General features: G+C 64.5%; 17 protein-coding genes. 13 read left to right on the top strand and 4 right to left on the bottom strand.

The window, feature by feature from the left end:
- The first annotated feature begins 17 nt into the window (after nucleotides 1-17).
- Genes BLW40_RS00605 through BLW40_RS00595 form a run of 3 tightly spaced genes read left to right on the top strand, consistent with a single transcriptional unit; the run spans nucleotide 18 to nucleotide 7,575 of the window.
- Nucleotides 18-3,068: a multidrug efflux RND transporter permease subunit gene (locus BLW40_RS00605; RefSeq protein ID WP_074764512.1), complete on the top strand. Its 3,051-nt coding sequence runs from the start codon at nucleotides 18-20 to the stop codon at nucleotides 3,066-3,068.
- Nucleotides 3,065-6,163 (top strand): efflux RND transporter permease subunit, encoded by a 3,099-nt coding sequence (locus BLW40_RS00600; protein WP_074764510.1) that lies wholly within the window; start codon nucleotides 3,065-3,067, stop codon nucleotides 6,161-6,163. Before BLW40_RS00605 ends, BLW40_RS00600 begins: the two co-directional genes overlap by 4 nt.
- A complete protein-coding gene (locus tag BLW40_RS00595) occupies nucleotides 6,160-7,575 on the top strand; it encodes an efflux transporter outer membrane subunit (RefSeq protein ID WP_074765034.1) in 1,416 nt (471 codons plus the stop codon). The genes BLW40_RS00600 and BLW40_RS00595 overlap by 4 nt, the downstream gene beginning before the upstream one ends.
- Here the strand turns inward: BLW40_RS00595 and BLW40_RS00590 are convergent.
- The 4 genes from BLW40_RS00590 to motA all read right to left on the bottom strand — a co-directional run bounded on the left by BLW40_RS00590 (nucleotide 7,524) and on the right by motA (nucleotide 10,800).
- The gene (locus tag BLW40_RS00590) at nucleotides 7,524-8,303 is read right to left on the bottom strand and encodes an arginyltransferase (RefSeq protein ID WP_074764508.1); all 780 of its coding nucleotides are present in this window, start codon (nucleotides 8,301-8,303) and stop codon (nucleotides 7,524-7,526) included. The genes BLW40_RS00595 and BLW40_RS00590 overlap by 52 nt on opposite strands.
- 99 nt (nucleotides 8,304-8,402) lie before the next feature.
- Entirely contained in the window at nucleotides 8,403-8,942 is a 540-nt protein-coding gene (locus BLW40_RS00585; RefSeq protein ID WP_083386556.1) for an RDD family protein, read from the bottom strand.
- Between the two features lie 21 nt (nucleotides 8,943-8,963).
- Nucleotides 8,964-9,929, bottom strand: coding sequence for a flagellar motor protein MotB (locus tag BLW40_RS00580; RefSeq protein WP_074764507.1), 966 nt, complete (start codon nucleotides 9,927-9,929; stop codon nucleotides 8,964-8,966).
- 10 nt (nucleotides 9,930-9,939) lie between these two features.
- A complete protein-coding gene (gene motA / locus BLW40_RS00575) occupies nucleotides 9,940-10,800 on the bottom strand; it encodes a flagellar motor stator protein MotA (protein WP_074765030.1) in 861 nt (286 codons plus the stop codon).
- A 215-nt stretch (nucleotides 10,801-11,015) separates the two neighbouring features.
- On the opposite strand from motA, the gene BLW40_RS00570 reads away from it, so the two are divergent.
- The 10 genes from BLW40_RS00570 (at nucleotide 11,016) to BLW40_RS17560 (ending at nucleotide 20,472) form a co-directional block, all read left to right on the top strand.
- Nucleotides 11,016-13,160, top strand: a complete 2,145-nt coding sequence (locus tag BLW40_RS00570) for a RelA/SpoT family protein (protein ID WP_074764505.1) — start codon at nucleotides 11,016-11,018, stop codon at nucleotides 13,158-13,160.
- A 37-nt stretch (nucleotides 13,161-13,197) separates the two neighbouring features.
- Nucleotides 13,198-13,947 (top strand): pyridoxine 5'-phosphate synthase, encoded by a 750-nt coding sequence (locus tag BLW40_RS00565; RefSeq protein WP_074764503.1) that lies wholly within the window; start codon nucleotides 13,198-13,200, stop codon nucleotides 13,945-13,947.
- A 170-nt stretch (nucleotides 13,948-14,117) separates the two neighbouring features.
- Nucleotides 14,118-14,861 carry a signal peptidase I gene (gene lepB, locus BLW40_RS00560; protein ID WP_074764502.1) on the top strand — a complete coding sequence of 248 codons (744 nt, stop codon included), beginning with the start codon at nucleotides 14,118-14,120 and terminating at the stop codon, nucleotides 14,859-14,861.
- A 3-nt stretch (nucleotides 14,862-14,864) separates the two neighbouring features.
- Complete coding sequence (rnc, locus tag BLW40_RS00555) at nucleotides 14,865-15,551, top strand: ribonuclease III (protein WP_074764500.1); 687 nt, start codon at nucleotides 14,865-14,867, stop codon at nucleotides 15,549-15,551.
- On the top strand, nucleotides 15,548-16,453 hold the full coding sequence (gene era, locus BLW40_RS00550) for a GTPase Era (protein ID WP_074764498.1): 906 nt from the start codon (nucleotides 15,548-15,550) through the stop codon (nucleotides 16,451-16,453). The genes rnc and era overlap by 4 nt, the downstream gene beginning before the upstream one ends.
- A gap of 50 nt (nucleotides 16,454-16,503) precedes the next feature.
- A complete protein-coding gene (recO, locus tag BLW40_RS00545; protein WP_074764496.1) occupies nucleotides 16,504-17,202 on the top strand; it encodes a DNA repair protein RecO in 699 nt (232 codons plus the stop codon).
- 61 nt (nucleotides 17,203-17,263) lie between these two features.
- Nucleotides 17,264-19,492, top strand: coding sequence for a DNA topoisomerase IV subunit A (parC, locus tag BLW40_RS00540; protein WP_074764494.1), 2,229 nt, complete (start codon nucleotides 17,264-17,266; stop codon nucleotides 19,490-19,492).
- A gap of 118 nt (nucleotides 19,493-19,610) precedes the next feature.
- On the top strand, nucleotides 19,611-19,835 hold the full coding sequence (locus BLW40_RS00535) for a hypothetical protein (RefSeq protein WP_074764492.1): 225 nt from the start codon (nucleotides 19,611-19,613) through the stop codon (nucleotides 19,833-19,835).
- A gap of 25 nt (nucleotides 19,836-19,860) precedes the next feature.
- Nucleotides 19,861-20,238: a rhodanese-like domain-containing protein gene (locus tag BLW40_RS00530; RefSeq protein ID WP_074764490.1), complete on the top strand. Its 378-nt coding sequence runs from the start codon at nucleotides 19,861-19,863 to the stop codon at nucleotides 20,236-20,238.
- 60 nt (nucleotides 20,239-20,298) lie between these two features.
- Entirely contained in the window at nucleotides 20,299-20,472 is a 174-nt protein-coding gene (locus BLW40_RS17560) for a hypothetical protein (protein ID WP_170834501.1), read from the top strand.
- The last annotated feature ends 29 nt before the right edge of the window (nucleotides 20,473-20,501 follow it).

The raw sequence follows: 20,501 nt of genomic DNA, 5'->3' as shown, positions 1-20,501 counted from the left end.
ATTGAGGGGCATCCAATATGAACATTTCCGAGCCGTTCATTCGTCGGCCGATTGCGTCCTGGTTGCTGGCTTTCGCGGTGGTTTTGGGCGGGCTGCTGGGCTTTCGCATGCTGCCGGTGTCGGCGCTGCCTCAGGTCGATTTTCCCACCATCCAGGTTACCACCCGCCTGCCGGGAGCCAGCGCGGACACGGTCGCGTCGTTGTTGACGACTCCGCTTGAGCGCCAGTTCGGGTTGATCCCCGGTCTGACGACGATGACCTCGACCAGTTCGCAGGGAATCAGCGCGATCACTCTGCAATTCGACCTGTCGAAGAATATCGACGTTGCCTCGCAGGATGTTCAAGCGGCGATCAACGCCGCCAACGGGGTGTTGCCGGACAATCTGCCCTATCCCCCCGCTTATGCCAAGGTCAACCCGGCCGACCCGCCGATCCTGACCCTGGCGTTGCGGTCGGAGACCTTGCCGATTACCGCCGTCAATGACGTTGCCGACACGCTTTTGTCGCAGAAATTGAGCCAGATCGGCGGAGTCGGTCGGGTGGTGGTCGAAGGCGGCCAGCGTCCCGCGGTGCGGGTGCGGATCGATCCGGCCCGGCTGTCGGGCTACGATCTGTCGCTGGAGGAGGTGCGGACAGCGCTGGCCAAGGCCAATGTCGATCTGCCCAAGGGCAGCTTCGATGGCGTCACCCAGTCTTTGTCGCTGGGGGCCAACGATCAGATCACCACGCCCGCCGGGTATGCGGCCCAGGTGATCGCCTGGCGCAATGGCGCGCCGGTCAGGGTGCGCGATGTCGGCGAGGTGATCGAGGGGGTCGAGAACGCCCGTGTCGGCGGCTGGCACGACGGCAAGCCCGCGGTGATCCTCAACGTCCAGCGCCAACCGGGGGCCAATATCGTCGAGACGGTCGATCGGTTGAAGGCAAAGCTGCCCGATCTGGCATTGTCGATCCCGGCCGGGATAACGCTTTCGGTGCTGGCCGACCGCACCGAAACGATTCGCGCCTCGGTTGCCGACGTCGAATTCACCCTGGCTCTGACCGTTCTGCTGGTGATCGGGGTGATTTGGGGCTTCTTGCGCAGCCCGCGCGCGACGATGATTCCGGCAGTGGCGCTGCCCTTGTCGCTGATTGGCACCTTTGGGGTGATGTCGCTGGCGGGGTTCTCGCTCGACAATCTGTCGCTGATGGCGCTGACGATTTCGGCGGGCTTTGTCGTCGATGATGCGATCGTGATGATCGAGAACATTGTCCGCTATATCGAGAAGGGGATGAAGCCGTTCGAGGCCGCGCTGGAAGGCGCGCGCGAAATCGGCTTCACCATCGTCTCGCTGACGGTGTCGCTGGTGGCGGTGTTCATTCCTCTGCTGTTCATGACCGGGATCGTCGGGCGGCTGTTTCGCGAATTCGCCCTGACCCTGACCATCGCGGTGGTGGTGTCGGCGGTGGTGTCGCTGACCCTGACCCCGATGATGTGCGCCCACATGCTGAAGGGCGGCGACCGCGAGGCACGCTCGGGGCGGTTGTTCCTGGCCTTGTCCGCCGCCTATGCCCGTTCGCTCGATTGGGTGCTGGTGCGGCAGACGGCGACGTTGTGGCTGGCGGTGGCGACGCTGGTGGGTACGGTGGCGCTCTATGTCGCGATGCCCAAGGGCTTCCTGCCGTCGCAGGATACCGGTCTGATTGTCGCGACCACCGATGCCCGCCCGGAAATCTCGTTTTCGGCGATGACGGAGTTGCAGGGCCAAGTGGCGGCGATCGTCCGCCAGGATCCCGACGTCGCCGGGGTGGCGTCGTTCCTGGGAGCGGGGCCGACCAACATCACCGCCAATACCGGGCAATTGACGATCGTGTTAAAGCCCCGGCGCAAGCGCGAGGCGACGGCCGAGGAGGTGATCACCCGGCTGTCGCGTCAACTGGCCCCGGTGGCGGGGATTCAGGTCCATCTGCGCGCCGCTCAGGATATCCAGATCAGCCCGCGCACCAGCCGGACCCGCTTCCAATACACCATGGCCGACGTCGATGCCGCCGAACTGGCGGAGTGGGCGCCCCGGGTGTTGGAGCGGATGCGGGCCTCGCCGCTGCTGACCGATCTCGCCTCGGACGCGCAAGAAGGCGGCCTGGTCGCCCAGATCACGATCGACCGCGACAAAGCCGGGCGGTTGGGGGTGCTGCCTCAGGTGATCGACGACACCCTCTATGACGCGTTCGGCCAGCGCCAGATTTCGACGATCTATTCCCAGGTCAACCAATATCATGTGATCCTTGAGGTCACGCCCGACTTCCAGTTGGGTCCGGATGCGCTGGAATCGATCTATCTCCGCTCGTCGAACGGCTCGTTGGTGCCGCTGTCGGCGGTGGCGACGGTGACCCGCAAGACCGCGCCGCTGGTGGTGATCCACCAGAGTCAGTTCCCGGCGGTGACGCTGAGCTTCAACCTCGCTCCCGGCGCGTCGCTGGGGCAGGCGATCGAGGCAATCGGCGCGATCGAGGCCGAGATGGGGCTGCCCGAGACGATCGCGGGCGATTTCACCGGCGACGCCGCCGAGTTCCGCGCTTCGCTGAAGAACGAGCCCTGGCTGATCGTCGCGGCGCTGGTGGTGATCTACATTGTGTTGGGCGTGCTGTATGAAAGCTTCATCCACCCGCTGACGATCATGTCGACCTTGCCCTCGGCCGGAATCGGGGCGTTGCTGGCCTTGTCCTTCACCGGCAACGATCTGTCGCTGGTCGGGCTGATCGGCATCTTGCTGCTGATGGGCATCGTCAAGAAGAACGCGATCATGATGATCGACTTCGCGCTGGAGGCGGAACGGGTCGAAGGGCACCCACCGCTGGAGGCGATCCGTCAGGCCTGCGCGCTGCGGTTTCGTCCGATCATGATGACGACGATGGCGGCGCTGTTGGGCGCGATCCCGCTGGCGATCGACAGCGGGACTGGGTCCGAATTGCGCCGTCCCTTGGGCATCGCGATCGTCGGTGGCCTGCTGCTCAGTCAGTTCCTCACCCTTTACACCACGCCGGTGATCTATCTGGCGCTTGACCGGCTGCGGCGGGGCAGGGCGGCATGAGCCCGAGCGAACTGTTCATCCGCCGTCCGGTTGCCACCCTGTTGCTGGCGCTGGGGATGCTGCTGGCTGGAATGGTGGCGTTCGAGCGATTGCCGGTGGCACCGCTGCCCTCGGTCGATTTTCCCACCATCATGGTGATGGCCCGGCTACCCGGAGCCGATCCGGCGACGATGGCGGCGACGGTCGCGGCCCCGTTGGAGCGGCGGCTGGGTGAGATCGCCGGGGTCACCGAACTGATCTCGACCAGCAACCGGGGCTCGACCTCGATCATCGTCCAGTTCGACCTGGAGCGCGACATCAACGGCGCGGCCCAGGATGTGCAGTCGGCGATCAATTCGGCCGGGGCCGAATTGGCGGTCGATCTGCCGACGCCACCGACCTTTCGCAAGATGAATCCGGCCGACGCGCCAATCATGATTTTGGCGGTGACCTCGCAGAGTCTGCCGCCGGGCAAGATCTACGACGCCGCCGACGCGATCTTGCTCCAGCGTATATCGCAGGTCGATGGGGTCGGGCGGGTGTTCCTCGGCGGGGCCGATAAACCGGCAGTCCGGGTCGCGGTCGATCCCGGCCGGTTGTCGGCGATGGGGCTGTCGCTCGAGGAGATTCGCAGCGTTCTGGCCCAATCGAACGTCGCCCAGCCGCTGGGCAGCATCGACGGCCCGAAGGAGGCGATGAGCCTTGCCACCAACGATCAGATTTTCAACGCGGCCGGGCATGAGCCGCTGATCATCCGGGCGCAGAACGGGGCGATCGTGCGGTTGTCTCAGATCGCCCAGGTGACGGATTCGGTCGAAAGCATCCGTCAGGCCGGGTGGTACAATCGCGACCGCGCCGTGATCGTGATGATCAGCAAGCAGCCCGGGGCCAACGTCGTCGAAACCACCGAGCGCATTCACGCCATTCTGCCCCAGTTGCAGCGTTGGATGCCGGCCGGAACCACGGTCACAGTGGTCAATGACCGCACCGGAAATATCCGCGATACCCTGGCCGACGTCGAAACGACCTTGCTGATCTCGATCTTTCTGGTCGTGCTGGTGGTTTATCTGTCGCTGGGGCGGGCGACGCCGACTCTGGCCGCGACGGTGACGGTGCCTTTGTCGTTGGCGGCGACGTTCGCGGCGATGGCGCTGCTGGGCTACAGCCTCAACACGATTTCGCTGCTGGCGATCATCATCTCGGTCGGTTTTGTCGTCGATGACGCCATTGTGATGATCGAGAACATCTCCCGTCATATCGAAGCGGGCGAGACGGCAATTGATGCCGCGATCAAGGGCGCGTCGGAAATCGTCTTTACCGTGATCTCGATTACCCTGTCGCTGATTGCCGTGTTCATCCCGCTGTTGTTCATGGGCGGCATTATCGGCCGGATGTTCCGTGAATTCGCGGTGACGCTTTCGGTGGCGATCGCCGCTTCGGCGTTGGTGTCCCTGACGGTAACCCCGGCTTTGTTCGGCTATCTGATGGCGCGGGCGAAGCCGGGCGGGCGGCCCTGGCTCCCGGCGCGGGCGGGCGAAGCGGCGATGGCCTGGATGCAACGGGTCTACGAGGCCGGTCTGGTCCATGCCCTGGCCTTTCCCCGACTGATGCTGGGGGTGACCTTCGCGGCGGTGGGGCTGACGATCTATCTCTACGGAGTGGTGCCCAAGGGGTTCTTTCCGCCCCAGGATACCGGGATGATCTTCACCTCGGTCGAGGCGCGGGTCGATATCTCGTTCCGGGCGATGGCCGATCGCCAGCAGAAAGTCGCCGAAGTGGTTCTGTCCGACCCGGCGGTCGAGGGGGTCGCCTCGTTCATCGGCTCGGGCGGCGATGGCGGCCTCAACAACCAGGGGCGGATGTTCGTTACCTTGAAGCCGATCGACCAGCGCAAGGCGAGCGCCCAGGACGTGATCGACCGCTTGCGGCCCAAGCTGGCAAAGATCGACGGCGTCACCGCCTTCATGCAGCCCGGTCAGGATATCCGCGTCGGCGGCAACCGGGGACGGGCGCAGTTCCAGTTCGCGCTGTCGTCGGATTCCCTTGAGGAATTAAAGGAATGGACCCCGAAGCTGGCCGAGCGTCTGAAGAAGGATCCTGCGCTTGCCGATATTTCGAGCGACCTCGACATCGCGATGCCGCAATTCCAGGTGGTGATTGACCGCGATGCCGCCGCCCGTCTGGGGGTCAATGTCGCCGCGATCGATCAGGTGATGCAGAACGCCTACGCCGAGCGGCAGGTGGCGACGATGTACACCCAGCGCAACCAGTACAAGGTTGTGCTGGAGGTCGATCGCAAACACACCGAAAACCCGGATTCGCTCCATCAATTGTGGGTTACCGCCACCGACGGCACCCTGGTTCCGTTCGACGCGCTGGCCCGGTTCGAGTACGGGACCTCGCCGGTTACGGTGGCCCATCGTGAGCAATTCCCGACCGCGACGTTGAGCTTCAACCTGTCGCCCGGCACCCCGCTCAGCATCGCGGCAGAGCGGATGGAGCAGGCCGGGCGTGAGATCGGCCTGCCCGCCACCATTCGCATCGCTCCGGCCGGTAACGTCAAAGCCTTTGCCGACACCGCCCGCGATCAGCCGATCCTGATCGGCGCGGCACTGCTGACGATCTTCATCGTGCTCGGCATCCTTTACGAGAGCACGCTGCACCCGCTGACGATCCTCTCGACCCTGCCCTCGGCCGGGCTGGGGGCGCTGCTGGCTCTGCTCGTCACCGGGACCGAGCTGACCCTGATCAGCGTGATCGGCGTGTTCCTGCTGATGGGCATCGTCAAGAAGAACGGTATCTTGCTGGTCGATTTCGCCATCACCGCCGAGCGGCGCGGCCTGACCCCCGATCAGGCGATCCGTGAAGCCTGCCGTATCCGCTTCCGCCCGATCACCATGACCACCCTGTCCGCGCTGTTGGGCGCGTTGCCGCTGGCGCTGGCCTCCGGGCCGGTGGGCGCGCTGCGCCAACCGCTCGGCATCGCCATCGTTGGCGGTCTGCTGCTGTCGCAGATGCTGACCCTGTTCACCACCCCCGTGGTTTATCTTTCGCTGGCCCGTCTGTCCCGCTGGTGGCGGAACCGGCGCGAGCGGCGGATGGAGGTTGCCCCGTGATTCGAACGCTTCCTTATCCCCTGGCCCTGGCCGTCTTGTTGGGCGGCTGCTCGATTGGCGATCCCTATGCCGTCCCTGCCGTGCCGCCGCCCGCCGCCTGGAGCGGGGCCAGCCATACCGCCGAGTGGCCCTCGCCCGATTGGTGGCGCCGGTTCGGCTCGCCCCGGCTCGACGCGCTGATGCAGGACGCGATGCGGGGCAATTTCGATATCGCCGCCGCGATGGCCCGGGTGCGTCAGGCCGAGGCCCAGGTCGAGATCGCCGGAGGAGCGCTGTTGCCCTCGCTGACGGGGGATGGCAGCGCGACCCGTGGCCGCGCCTCGATGGCGACCAGCAGCAGTTCGAGCGTGGTCAGCCGCAAGCCGACCTACACCACCACCTATGGCGCGACCGTCAGCGCCAGCTATGAGATTGATTTCTGGGGCAAGAACCGCGCCGGGGTCGATTCGGCGGCGGCGGCGGCCGAAGCCAGCCGCTTCGACTACCAGACGGCGATGCTGACGATGCAATCCTCGATTGCCACCACCTATTTCGACATCCTGGGCTATGGCGAGCGGTTGCGGCTGGCGCGGGAGTCGGTGGCCAATGCCGAGGCGGTGCTGGCGGCCTATCGCGACCGTCTGGCGGCGGGAACGGCAACCTCGCTCGACGTCGCCCAGCAGGAATCGGTTGTCGCCGCCCAGCGGGCCAGCGTCCCGCCGCTGGAAAAGCAGATCAGACAGTCGCGCAACGCCCTGGCGATCCTGGTCGGTCGCCTGCCCGAGGAGTTGGCGCTGGAGCCCGAGACGTTGGATGTGCTGGCGGTGCCCGAGGTCGCTCCGGGCCTGCCGTCGGAATTGCTGGTTCGCCGTCCCGATGTGCTGTCGGCCGAAGCCAACCTGCGCGGAGCCAATGCCGACATCACCGTCGCCCGTGCCGCCTGGTTCCCCAGCATCTCGCTGACCGGCCAGGGCGGCTTTCAAAGCATCGACCTCGCCAAGATGATGACCCATCAGAGCCTGTTGTTCTCGATCGGTCCCAGCGTCACCGTTCCGCTGTTCGATGGCGGCAAGATCGCGGGGACGGTCGAGCAGAAGCGGGCGCGGTGGGATGAACTGGTGCAGACCTACCGCAAGGCGGTGGTCTCGGCCTTTTCCGACGTCGAGGATTCGCTGGTCGCGGTCGAGAAGACCGAAGCGGCGGAGCAGGAGCAGCGCGTCGCCGAGGCGACGTCGCGGCGGGCGTTCGAGATCGCCCAATCGCTGATGCGGGGGGGCACAATCGACGTTACCACCGTGCTGAACACCCAGAAGACCCTGTTCTCGTCACAGGATCTGCTGGCCCAGGCTCGGCTGGCCCGGTTTCAAGCCCTGGTCGGGCTCTACAAGGCGCTGGGGGGCGGCTGGTCGTCGTCCGACGAGGCGGCGCGCTGAGGCAAGGGCGGGTCGAACCCCCGCCACCCTTCCGGCCCGAACGCTTCGAGCGGGCGGAAGCGGGCCTTATAGGACATCTTGCGGCTGTCGGAAATCCAGTAGCCCAGATAGACATAAGGCAGCCCGATTTCGCCCGCCTGCGCGATCAGCCACAGGACCACCTGGGTGCCCAGGCTGCGGTGGGAGAGATCGGGGTCGAAGAAGCTGTAGACCGCCGACAATCCGTCTCTCATCCGGTCGGCGAGGCAGACGGCGGCGAGGCTGCCATCGGGACGGCGGAATTCGATCAGGAAGGTATCGACCGGGCTGTCCTCGACCATCGAGCGGTAATCGTAAAAGCCCATCAGCGCCATGTCGCCCCCGGCATGGCGGGATTCCTGATAGCGCGCGAACAGACGGAACTGCTCCGCCGTGGCCTTGGCCGGAACCTTGCGGGCGACCAGTTCGGCGTTGGCGCGGGCAATCTTGCGCATGGTGCGGCCGGGGGCAAAGCCATCGACGACGATCCGCACCGGAATGCAGGCCGAACAGCCGGGGCAGGCCGGGGTATAGGCGATCGAGTGGCTGCGGCGGAAGCCCGCACGCGACAGCGCTTCGTGCAGACCCTCGGCGTCGGCTCCGTTCAACTCGGTGACGATCTTGCGCTCGAGCCGCCCGGCGACGTAGGGGCAGGGCAAAGGAGCGGTGGTAAAGAAGAAATGGGGTCGCTTGAGCGGAAAATGATCCATTATGTCACGTCCGGTCTCGCCTCTCGACGGTCAAGCCTTACGCCGCCGGAGGGCCGGAGCGTTCTACGACCTAGCATATAGGAACCCGGTGACGCCGGTTCAAACCTCCGATTGCCGACTCGACCCGTCCCACTGCGCCGGGTCGTTGACGACGACCGTCGCCGCCAGGAAATCGTGCACGGTCCGGCGGCGCGGATTGAACAGCGCCACCAGCAAGATCAGGCTGCCGGTCATCGCCAGCGAGGCATAGAAGGCGACGGTCTGGACCAGCGCTTGCCCCAGGCTGGGACGGCCGCCATTGGCCTCGGCTCCCGGCGCAATCGACATCACCCGCAATCCGGCGATCCGCATCCCAAAGGTGGCCGAGCGCGGCCCGCCGATCGTCAGGGTATGATACGCGATCGGCACAAGCGCCAGCACCACTCCCAGAACCGGCATCAGCAGGCCCAGACTGAGCGCGCCCAGAATCACGCAGCCGATAAACACGACCAGCCACAGCAGTCCGACCACAACGAGATCAAGGCAATAGGCGTAAACCCGCCGGGGGGTGACGCCCAGATAATAGATCGGGTGCCGCCACGGGTCACCCCAATCCGGAACGGTCGGCGCGGGAAAGGCCGGGGAGGGGGGACGCGACATGATCAGGGTGGTCCTTGAGCGTTATTGCTTGGACATCGGCACCGACAGGGTCTTGGATTCGGTCGGGCCAAGATCGTTTTCGCGCAGCAAGATGATGCTGATCCGTCGGTTGCGCAGCCCCTTGGGATCGTTCTTTTCGAGCGGGTCCTGATCGGCGCGGCCGACGACGCGATCGACCCGGTTTTCCGGCACTCCCGAGGCGATCAGGGCGCGGCGGCTGGCCAGGGCGCGGTCGGCCGACAATTCCCAGTTGGTATAACCCGACGGGTCTTTGAACGGCACCGAATCGGTGTGGCCCGAGATCGAGATGCGGTTATCGGGCAATTGGCGGACGATGCGGGCGACGAGATCGAGCATCGCCCGGGTATGGCCGTAAGGGGCGCTGGAGCCGGACGGGAACATCGCCAGCCCTTCCTGGTCGGTGATTTGAATCCGCAACCCCTCCGGGGTGTTATCGACCAGCATACTGCCCTGGAACTGCTTCAGTTCGGGGATGCCCTTGACCGCGTTTTCCAGCATTTCCTTGGCCTTGTCGAACTTCTGCTGTTCGCGCTGGGCCATTGCCTCCTTGAATTCCTGCTCGGTCATGCCGGGCTTGTCCTGGCCATCGGCCCCTTGCTGGTCGGGATTGTTCTGGGTGCTGGGGGCGGACAGATCCTCGCCCTCGGCGCTGATCGAGGAGGGAGGGAGCGACTGGACCAGGGTCGGCGACGAGGTCTGGCTGACCTGAGCGCCCTCGCCGATGGTCTGGCCGCCCAGCACTCCGCCCGCGCCGCTCGAGCTTTTTGACGCCATGCTGGGGGCGAAATAGTTCGAGACGCCGGTCAATTGTTCTTCGGTGACGGCATTCAACAGCCACAACAGCAGGAAGAAGGCCATCATCGCCGTCACGAAATCGGCATAGGCAACCTTCCAGGCGCCGCCATGATGGCCGCCCGCATATTTCTTGACCCGCTTGATGATGATGGGGCTGCCGCCTTCGGCCATGATGTCAGGCTCAGTCCGGCGGGAGGTTGGTGACCGTCTCTTCCAGTTCCTGGAAGGTCGGGCGCAATTCGTCGGGCAAAATCTTGCGGGCGAACTCGATCGAAACCTGGGGGGCGTAGCCCTGCATGTGGCCGAGCAAACCCGCCTTCATCGCCAAAAAGTAATTGTGGTCCGAGTCGAAGCACAATTGCATGTTGCGGGCGATCGGGGCGACGAAAGCATAGGAGATCAGCACGCCCGAGAAGGTGCCGACCAGCGCGGCACCGATCAGGTGACCCAGCACTTCCGGCGGTTCGGTGATCGAGCCCATCGTGTGGATGACGCCCAACACGGCGGCGACGATGCCAAGGGCGGGCATCGCGTCGCCCATCAGATTCACCGCGTGGGCGATCTCGTGATAGTGCTTGTGGTGGGATTCCATCTCGCCGTCGATGATCGATTCCAGCTCGTGGGCGTTGCTGGTTCCGAGCGTCAGCAAGCGGAGGTAATCGCACAGAAAGGTGCGGGAGTGATGGTCGCCGGTGAATTTGGGAAACTTGGCGAACAGCGGGCTTTCCTCGGGCTTCTCGACATGGCTTTCGAGCGCCAGATCGCCCTTGGTCTTGGCCAGCTTGAACACGGCGTACAGCATCGACAGCAATTCGATGTAGTCGTCCTTACTGTGATGGGCGCCTTTGAACACGACACCAATGTTCCCGGCGATGCCGGTGATGATTGATTTCGGGTTGCCGAGCAGAAGAGAGCCGATTGCCGCGCCGACAATGATGATCCATTCGAACGGCTGGAACAGCACGTCGAGATGGCCACCGGGAGCAGCATAGCCGCCGATCACGCTGACAATGGTAACGATAATGCCGATGATCGCGAACATGGACCTCCCCTGTTCCGCCGCTCCGCCGGTCCGACGGATCATCAATCCGTCCGAAAGGATGCAATAATTCCCGGTCGCTGTCGCGAGTCAACTCGCAGGTTGTGAAAATTTGCGGTCGGGGATGCGCTCTTTCCTCTTTTCCTGCGACGTCCGGGCCGTCAAACTTATGCCATGGACAGGACATATGTCGGGACGCGACGGAGGAATACCAAGTCATGATGCGCCAATTCGAGTTGGTGGAGCGCGTCAAATCCTACGATCCCGGCGCGGACGAGGACGCGATCAACCGCGCCTACGTCTATGCGATGAAAATGCACGGGTCGCAATTGCGGGCCTCGGGCGATCCCTATTTCTCGCATCCGATCGAGGTCGCCGGCATCCTGACCCGTTATCGGCTCGATTGCGCCTCGATCATTACCGCGCTGCTGCACGACACGATCGAGGATACCCCCGCCACCCAGGAGGAGATCGAACGGCTGTTCGGGCGCGAGATCGCCCGTCTGGTCGATGGCGTCACCAAGCTCAACCGGATCGAGTTGCAGTCCGACCACGCCAAGCAGGCCGAGAATTTGCGCAAGCTGGTGCTGGCGATGAGCGAGGACATCCGCGTCCTGCTGGTCAAGCTGGCCGACCGCATGCACAACATGCGGACCCTCCATTACATCAAAAATCCCGACAAGCGGCGCCGTATCGCGCTCGAAACGATGGAGATTTACGCGCCCCTGGCCGAACGCATCGGCATGCAGGAAATCAAGATGGATCTGGAGGATCTCGCTTTTGCCGAGCTCCACCCCGATGCGCGCAGTTCGATCGTGGCCCGGCTGGGCTTCCTGCGCGAGCAGGGCGGCGATCTGATCGGGCGGATTCTCGAGGAACTGCGCAAGATCCTGACCGAGGCCGGGATCGTCGCCACCGTGTCGGGACGGGAAAAGACTCCGTTCTCGATCTGGCAGAAGATGCAGCGCAAGAATGTTGGATTTGAACAATTATCCGACATCATGGCGTTTCGCGTCGCCGTCGATGGCATCGAGGATTGCTACCGGGCGCTGGGGGTGATCCACTCGCACTACCGAATGGTGCCGAACCGCTTCAAGGATTACATCTCGGTCCCCAAGCCCAACGGATACAGCTCGCTTCACACCGGGGTGTTCGGGCCGGAACGTCAGCGGATCGAGGTGCAGATCCGCACCTCCGAAATGCACGAAGTCGCCGAATTGGGCGTCGCCGCGCATTGGAAGTACAAGCGCGACGGGGCCAAGCTGACCGATGGGCGCCAGTATCGCTGGCTGCGCGAACTGCTCGACATCCTGGAGCACGCCTCGAACCCCGAGGAATTCCTCGAGCATACCAAGCTTGAGATGTTCCAGGATCAGGTGTTCTGTTTCACGCCCAAGGGCGATCTGATCTCGTTGCCGCGCGGGGCCTGTCCGGTCGATTTCGCCTATGCCGTCCATTCCCAGATCGGCGACACCTGCGTCGGCGCAAAGGTCAACGGCCGCATCATGCCGCTGCGGACGCAGTTGCAGAACGGCGATCAGGTCGACATCATCACCTCGAAGGCGCAGACCCCCAACCCGACCTGGGAACGCTTCGTCGTCACCGGCAAGGCCCGCGCCCGCATCCGCCGCTTTATCCGCACCCAGCAGCGGACCCAATATACCGAACTGGGCCGGGGCATGCTGGTCCGTGCCTTCCGCCAGGAGGGCTATGATTACACCGACAAGGCGCTGGACGGCGTCTTGAAGATCTACAAGGCCGTCGCGGTCGAGGATTTGGTCGCGCTGGTCGGCGAAGGGGTGCTGTCGGCGCGCGAGGTGCTGTCCTCGGTCTATCCCGAGCTGAAGAACCGCGCCCAGCATGCCGACAATGTTGTCGCTCTGAAGGCCCGTCCGCCCGAGCGTAAGGACAAGTCGGGGGCGATGCCAATCAAGGGGCTGATCCCCGGCATGGCGATGCATTTCGCCGGTTGCTGCCATCCATTGCCGGGCGACCGCATCGTCGGGATCGTCGCGACCGGACGCGGCGTCACCATTCACACCATTGATTGCGAGAACCTCGAACAATTCGCCGATCAGCCCGAACGCTGGCTCGACATCGCTTGGGACGAATCCGAGGTCAAGGCCCATATCGGGCGGATTGATCTGGTCGTCACCAACGAACCGGGCACGTTGGGTGCCGTCTCGACGGTGATCGCCAAGAATATGGGCAACATCACCAATCTGAAGATCACCAACCGGACTTCCGATTTCTTCGAGATGATTATCGACATCGAAGTGCGCGACGTAAAGCATCTGACCAACGTCATCGCTGCTCTTCGCGCCACTCCGGCGATCAGTTCGGTCGAGCGTGCCCGCAACTGATCCAATCTGCGTTCCCCCCACAGGAGCACTGCCCGACATGACCCCCCGGCGTCTTCGCCTTGGCGTGAACATCGACCACGTCGCTACCCTTCGGAATGCCCGCGGCACCACTCATCCCGATCCGGTTCGGGCCGCCCTTCTGGCCGCCGCCGCTGGAGCCGACAGCATTACTGCCCATCTGCGGGAGGACCGCCGTCATATCCGCGACCGAGACATCGAACGTCTGCGGAGCGAAAGCCCCCTGCCGCTGAATATGGAGATGGCGGCGACTCCGGAAATGGTCGCGATCGCGCTGCGCCTGCGCCCGCATGCCGTCTGCGTCGTGCCGGAAAAGCGCGAGGAGCGCACCACCGAGGGCGGGTTGGACGTCGCCGGTCACCGCGAGGCGCTGCGCCCGCTGCTGACTCCCCTGATCGAGGCCGGCATCCGCGTCTCGCTGTTTGTCGAGCCCGATCCGCGCCAGCTTGACGCCGCCCGCGATCTGGGCGCGCCGGTGGTCGAGTTGCATACCGGGGCCTATTGCGAGGTCGAGGGCGCGGCCCGCGCGCTTGAGCTGGCCCGGATTGTTGCGGCGGCGGCCCATGCCGAGGCAATCGGGCTGGAATGCCACGCCGGTCATGGGCTGGCTTACGACACCGTTGCCGCCATTGCCGCGATCCCGACCATCGTCGAACTGAATATCGGCCATTTCCTGATCGGCGAGGCGGTCTTCTCCGGGCTGGAGAGCGCGATACGGGGAATGCGCGAACGGATGGAGGCGGCCCGTCTTGCCTCCGGACGGGGGTGACGAGATCGGAGCCGCGCGGCGCTCTGGCCGCCATCGGCTTGGGCGGGTGGACAGCGGCCCGCGCTCCCGGCTTGACTTGCGGGCGCGGGGCTGGCTTGATCGGCGCGGTCAATGCCGTCGCCTCTGTGACGGCTTTTATATTGAATCCAAAGCTTTAGGCGGCATTCTTCATGTCTAGAGGCAAATCCAGCGGGATGGGCGAGACGATCCGCACGATCATCTATGCGATGTTGATCGCTGGCGCGGTGCGTACCCTGGCCTTCGAGCCCTTTAATATTCCGTCGGGATCAATGATTCCGTCTCTGTTGATCGGCGATTATCTGTTCGTGTCGAAATACGCGTATGGCTACTCGCGCTATTCGATGCCGTTCGGGATCGGCCCCGGCGGCGGACGCATCCTGGGCAGCGCTCCCGAGGTCGGCGACATCGCGGTGTTCAAGAAGCCGACCGAAAACAAGATCGACTATATCAAGCGGGTGGTCGGTCTGCCCGGCGACCGGATTCAGGTCGTCGGCGGCATTCTCCACGTCAATGGAACCCCGGTCGAGCGCAAGCGGATCGAGGATTTCATCGACCGCGACCGCGACGGCAACATCATCCGCGCGCCCCAATATATCGAGACTTTGCCCAACGGCCGCGCCCACCGGATCATCGAGTTCCTGGGCGACAACGGCCCGGCCGACAATACCGGCGAGTACGTGGTTCCGCCCGGCCATTATTTCATGATGGGCGACAATCGCGACAATTCGGCGGATTCGCGCTATCTGAGCGAGGTCGGCTACGTTCCCGCCGAAAATCTGGTCGGTCGCGCTGAAATCCTGTTCTTCTCGGGCGATGGCAGCGCGGCGTTGTGGGAAGTGTGGCGTTGGCCCTGGGCGATCCGCTATTCTCGGCTGTTCCAGCGGATCGAGTAGACGATGAGCGTCGATCATGATCTTTACGCCGTGCTGGGGCACCGGTTTTCCCAGCCCGGCCTGCTGACCCAGGCGCTGACCCATCCCAGTATCGACCAGGGGCGGCGCAATCGGCGGCGCTCGGCCGATTACGAGCGGCTGGAATTCCTGGGCGATCGGGTGCTGGGGCTGGTGGTCGCCGACATGCTGTACCACCGCTATCCCAACGAGCCCGAGGGCGCGCTGGCCCGGCGCTTCACCGCGCTGGTGCGGGGCGAGACGGTGGCCCAGGTGGCCGAGACGATCGGGCTGGGGGCGCATCTGGCGATGGCGCGGGGCGATGACGAGGCCGGGGGCCGCGCCAATCCCGGTATTCTCGCCGATGCGTGCGAAGCGGTGATTGGCGCGTTGTTCGCCGATGCCGGATTCGAGGTGGCCGCCGCCTTCGTGCGCGGCCGCTGGCAAGGGTTGATGGAAGAGACGGCGGCTCCGCCCAAGGACGCCAAGACGGCGTTGCAGGAATGGGCGCAGGGGCGGGGCAAGGCCTTGCCGTCCTATCGCGTCGAGGGCGCGGAAGGGCCGCCGCACGAGCCGATTTTTCTGGTTTCAGTCTCGGTCGAGGGACTGGCGGCGGCTTCCGGTCGCGGGCCGTCGAAACGGGTGGCCGAACAGGCCGCCGCCGCCGCTTTGTTGGAAAAGGTGAAGGAATGAGTGAAAACGACGGGCAACGCTGCGGTTTCGTCGCGGTGGTGGGAGCCCCCAACGCCGGGAAATCGACCCTGGTCAACGCCCTGGTCGGGACCAAGGTCTCGATCGTGTCTCCCAAGGTTCAGACCACCCGCTTTCGCGTGCTGGGAATCTGCATGACCGGCGACGCCCAGGTGATCCTGGTCGATACCCCCGGCATCTTTCAGCCGCGCAAACGGCTGGAACGGGCGATGGTTGCCGCCGCCTGGAACGGTGCCGCCGATGCCGAGCATGTCTGTCTGGTCGTCGATGCCCAGCGCGGCGACGACGACGACACCCGCGCGATTGTTGCCCGGCTGAAGGAAGCCGGGCGTCAGGTGGTGCTGGTCCTTAACAAGATCGACCTGATCCGCCGCGATTCCCTGCTCGAACTGACGGCGCGGCTGCATGCCGAGGGGCTGTTCTCCGACGTGTTCATGCTGAGCGCGCTAAAGGGCGACGGTGTTGACGATCTGATGGCTCATCTCGGCCGGGCGATGGCGCCGGGGCCGTGGATGTTCCCCGAGGATCAGGTGTCCGATCTGCCGCAGCGTCTGCTTGCCGCCGAGATCACCCGGGAAAAGGCGTTTCTGACCCTCTATCAGGAATTGCCCTATTCGCTGCATGTCGAAAGCGAAAGCTGGCAGGAGCGCGACGACGGATCGGCCCGGATCGATCAGGTGATCTATGTCGAGCGCGACAGCCAGAAGGCGATCGTGCTGGGCAAGGGCGGCCGCCAGATCAAGGCGATCGGCGAGGCGGCCCGCACCGAACTCGAAGCTTTGCTGGAACGGCGCGTCCATCTGTTCATTCACGTCAAGGTCCGCGAGGATTGGAGCGAGAAGCGCGACGCCTATTCCGACATCGGCCTCGATTACGACGCCTAGCGGTAAGACGCGGGCGAGGCCACGGTTCGAGGGAGAGCGGCGCGGACGCGATGGAGTGGGAAGACGAGGCCCTGGTGCTGTCGGTCCGCCGCCACGGCGAGCATGGCGGTATCGTCGGGCTGTTGACCCTGACCCATGGCCGCCATGCCGGTCTGTTGCACGGGGCCGCCTCGAAAGCCAATCGCGGCATCGTCCTGCCCGGCAACCGGGTGCGGGCGTGGTGGCGGGGGCGGTTGGCCGAGCAATTGGGCTCGCTGCGCTTGGAGTTGCTGAAGGCTCATGCCAGCGACGCTCTGGGCGATCCGGGGCGGCTGGCGGCGTTGGGCTCGGCCTGCGCCCTGGCCGAGTGCAGTCTGCCCGAGCGTCAGGCTCATCCAGGGGCTTATGCTGCCCTGTCGGCGCTGCTGACCGCGCTGCCCGCCGAATCCTGGCCCAGTGTCTATGTTCATTTCGAACTGGCGCTGCTGCGCGACATCGGCTTCGGTCTCGATCTGTCGGCCTGTGCCGCCACCGGAACGACCGAGGATCTGGTCTATGTCAGCCCCCGCACCGGTCGGGCGGTGTCGCGCCAGGCCGGGGAGCCATGGAAGGACCGGCTGTTGCTGCTGCCGCGTTTTCTGAGCGGAGGCGGCGAGGGCGACCGGGACGAAATCCGCGCCGGTCTCGATCTGGCCGGGTTCTTTCTTGGCCGCCATCTCGGCACGTTGCCGCCCGCCCGTTCGCGTCTGGTTGACCGTTTCCGCGTCTGAATTACAATTCCAGGGACCCGGCGAAGCCTGACTTTGCCGCGAAGATTCGAGGATTTCCCCCATGAGTAAGACCGCCGCCGCCAATGGCGACATCCGCGTGACGCCGCTGGCCGATGCCCTGGGCGAACGCTATCTCGCTTATGCGATGTCGACGATCGTGTCGCGCTCGCTGCCCGATGTCCGCGACGGACTGAAGCCGGTGCACCGCCGTCTGCTGTTCGCGATGCGGCAATTGAAGCTCGATCCCGATGGCGGCTTCAAGAAATGCGCCCGCGTCGTCGGCGACGTGATCGGTAAATATCACCCGCATGGCGATATCGCGGTGTACGACACCCTGGTCCGGCTGGCCCAGGATTTCGCGGTGCGCTATCCGCTGGTCGAAGGGCAGGGCAATTTCGGCAATATCGACGGCGATAACGCCGCCGCGATGCGATATACCGAAGCGAAGCTGACCGCCGTCGCCGCCGCCTTGATGGACGGTCTCGACGAGGATGCGGTCGATTTCCGCCCGACCTATGACGGTACCGAGGAAGAGCCGGTGGTAATGCCCGCGGCCTTTCCCAACCTGCTGGCCAACGGCGCCGCCGGGATCGCGGTGGGGATGGCCACCAGCATTCCGCCGCACAATGTCGGCGAGATCTGCGATGCGCTCGATCTGCTGATCAAGCAGCCCGATTGCGCCATCGACGATCTGATCGTGCGGATGCCGGGACCGGACTTCCCCACCGGCGGCGTTCTGGTCGAAAGCCATGCCGCGATTGCCGAAGCCTATCGGACCGGCAAGGGATCGTTCCGGCTGCGGGCGCGTTGGACGGTCGAAAAGCTGTCGCACGGCCTCTATCAGATCGTCATCACCGAAATTCCCTATCAGGTGCAGAAGGCGCGGCTGATCGAACGGATCGCCGAATTGCTGGGCGAGAAGAAGTTGCCGCTGCTGGCCGACATCCGAGACGAATCCGCCGAGGACGTCCGGTTGGTGCTGGAGCCGCGCAACCGCACCGTTGAGGCGGCGCTGGTGATGGAGCAATTGTTCCGTCAGACCGACCTGGAAAGCCGGGTTCCCCTCAACATGAACGTGCTCGACGCCAATTCGGTGCCGCGCGTGATGACGTTGAAAGAAGTGCTGCGTGCCTTCCTTGATCACCGGATGGTGGTGTTAGAGCGGCGCTCGCGCTTTAGGCTCGACAAGATCGACCGGCGCCTCGAAATCCTCGAAGGCTTTTTGAAGGTCTATGCCGATCTCGACACCGTGATCCGGATCATCCGCTACGAGGACAATCCCAAGGCCGGGCTGATCGCCCGCTTCGAGCTGACCGAAGTCCAGGCCGAGGCAATCCTCAATATGCGGCTGCGCAGCCTGAATAAGCTCCAGGAAGTCGAAATCCGCACCGAGCACGATGCGCTGTCGGCGGAAAAAGCCGGTCTGGTCGCGCTGCTGGGCGACGAGGGGCAGCGCTGGGGCGTGATCTCCGGGCAGATCGCCGAAACCCGCAAGGCGTTCGGCGGCGCGACGAAGCTGGGACGGCGACGCACCGAACTGGGCGAGGTTCCGGCGGCGGCGGTGGTGCCGATCGAAGCCTTCGTCGAACGCGAGCCGATCACGATGGTTCTGTCGGACAAGGGCTGGGTGCGGGCGCTGAAAGGCCATGCCGACACCTCCCCCGAGGCGTTGAAATTCAAGGAGGGCGACGAACTCCGCCTGGCCGTGAAGACCTGGACCACCGACAAGATCCTGATCCTGTCGACCGATGGCCGCATCTTCACCCTGGGCGGCGACCGTCTGCCGTCGGGGCGCGGTCACGGCGAGCCGTTACGGCTGATGATCGATCTGGCTCCCGAAGCCGACGTCGCCGCCGTTCTGGTCCATCAACCTGGGCGGCGGCTGTTGCTGGCGACCGACGCGGGACGCGGCTTCATCGTTCAGGAGAGTGAGGTTCTGGCCCAGACCCGCGCCGGCAAGATGGTCCTCAATGTCGGCGAGGGCGAAAAGGCCCATTTCTGCCTGCCGGTCGAAGGTGATGCCGTCGCGATCATCGGCCAGAATCGCAAGATGCTGGTGTTCATGCTCGACGAAATCCCCGAACTGAGCCGTGGACGCGGGGTGATCTTGCAGAAATATCGCGATTGCGGCACCGCCGATATCAAGATGTTCACCCTGGCCGAGGGATTAAGCTGGGCGCTGGGCGAGCGGACGCGGACCGAGACGGCGCTGACGCCGTGGTTGGGCAAGCGTGCCTCGGTCGGGCGGCTTCCTCCCAGCGGCTTCCCTCGCGCCAACCGCTTTTCCTGACGAGGAGGGCGCCGTTCGGGTGGGATCAATGCTACAATGAGCCGAATTTAGGCCGAGCCCCCGGGAACAATTCCCGGTTGGGCTTGACCAGACAGGGGCGGCGGGAGATAAGACCCTTATGTTCCTCAAAATTTTCATTCTTGTTTTGGTTGTTGCCATTGTCTGGTTCGGCTTTCGCTCCCTGACCCGGGTGGCGGAGATGCTGATCCAGCATGGCGGCTTTCCCCCCGGTTCGCGGCGCGATTCCGCTCCGACCGAGACGATGACCGAGTGCCGTGTCTGCGGCGTCTGGCATCCGTCGCGGTCGGTTTCGTCGTGCGGTCGCGCCGATTGTCCCTTTTGACCCGATTTCGCCAGGGATTCCGGCCATGCTCCAATCGATTGTCACCGCCTTTAAATCCCTTCTCGGCGGCAGGTCGGATCAGGTCCGCCAAGTCGATCCCGCCCAGATCCGTCAATGGTGGCAGGCGGGGCAGGCGCTGATCATCGACGTGCGAGAGCCTGACGAATTCGAGCAGGGGGCGATTGCGGGGGCGATGAATCTACCGTTGTCGCGGTTCGACCCCGCCTTGGTGCCGCATCCCGCCCCGGGGCAGCATCTGGTGCTGCATTGCATGAAAGGGATACGCTGCGCCCCGGCCTCGGACCAACTGGTCGCTTCGGGCTGGTCGGGCGAGATCGTGCGGATGCAGGGCGGTCTGATCGGCTGGGTTGCCGCTGGCGGTCCGACCACGGCGCGGCGATGACGTTTCGTTAACGCGTTTCGGCGTATCGTGAGCCTCCCGCACTTCGAGAAGGGAGTGATCATGGGCCAGAAGGCCATTCGCCGCGAACGACTCGCGGTGATCCGGGATCGGGTGTGGGAGGTTCTCTCGTCACCCGATTCCCATTCGCTAATGACCCGGGAGCGGGCGCTCGATTCGCTGGCGATCCTGTGGGAAAGCGAACGGGGCCGTGTCGGGCCGCTGCTGGCCTGTTGACGGACCGGCTCCGGCTTCTGGCAAGTCTT

The organism is Magnetospirillum fulvum (assembly GCF_900108475.1).
In the GTDB taxonomy this organism is placed as follows: domain Bacteria; phylum Pseudomonadota; class Alphaproteobacteria; order Rhodospirillales; family Magnetospirillaceae; genus Phaeospirillum; species Phaeospirillum fulvum_A.
The sequence above is the reverse complement of the archived record's forward strand: the minus strand, read 5'-3'. Positions and strand labels throughout refer to the sequence as shown.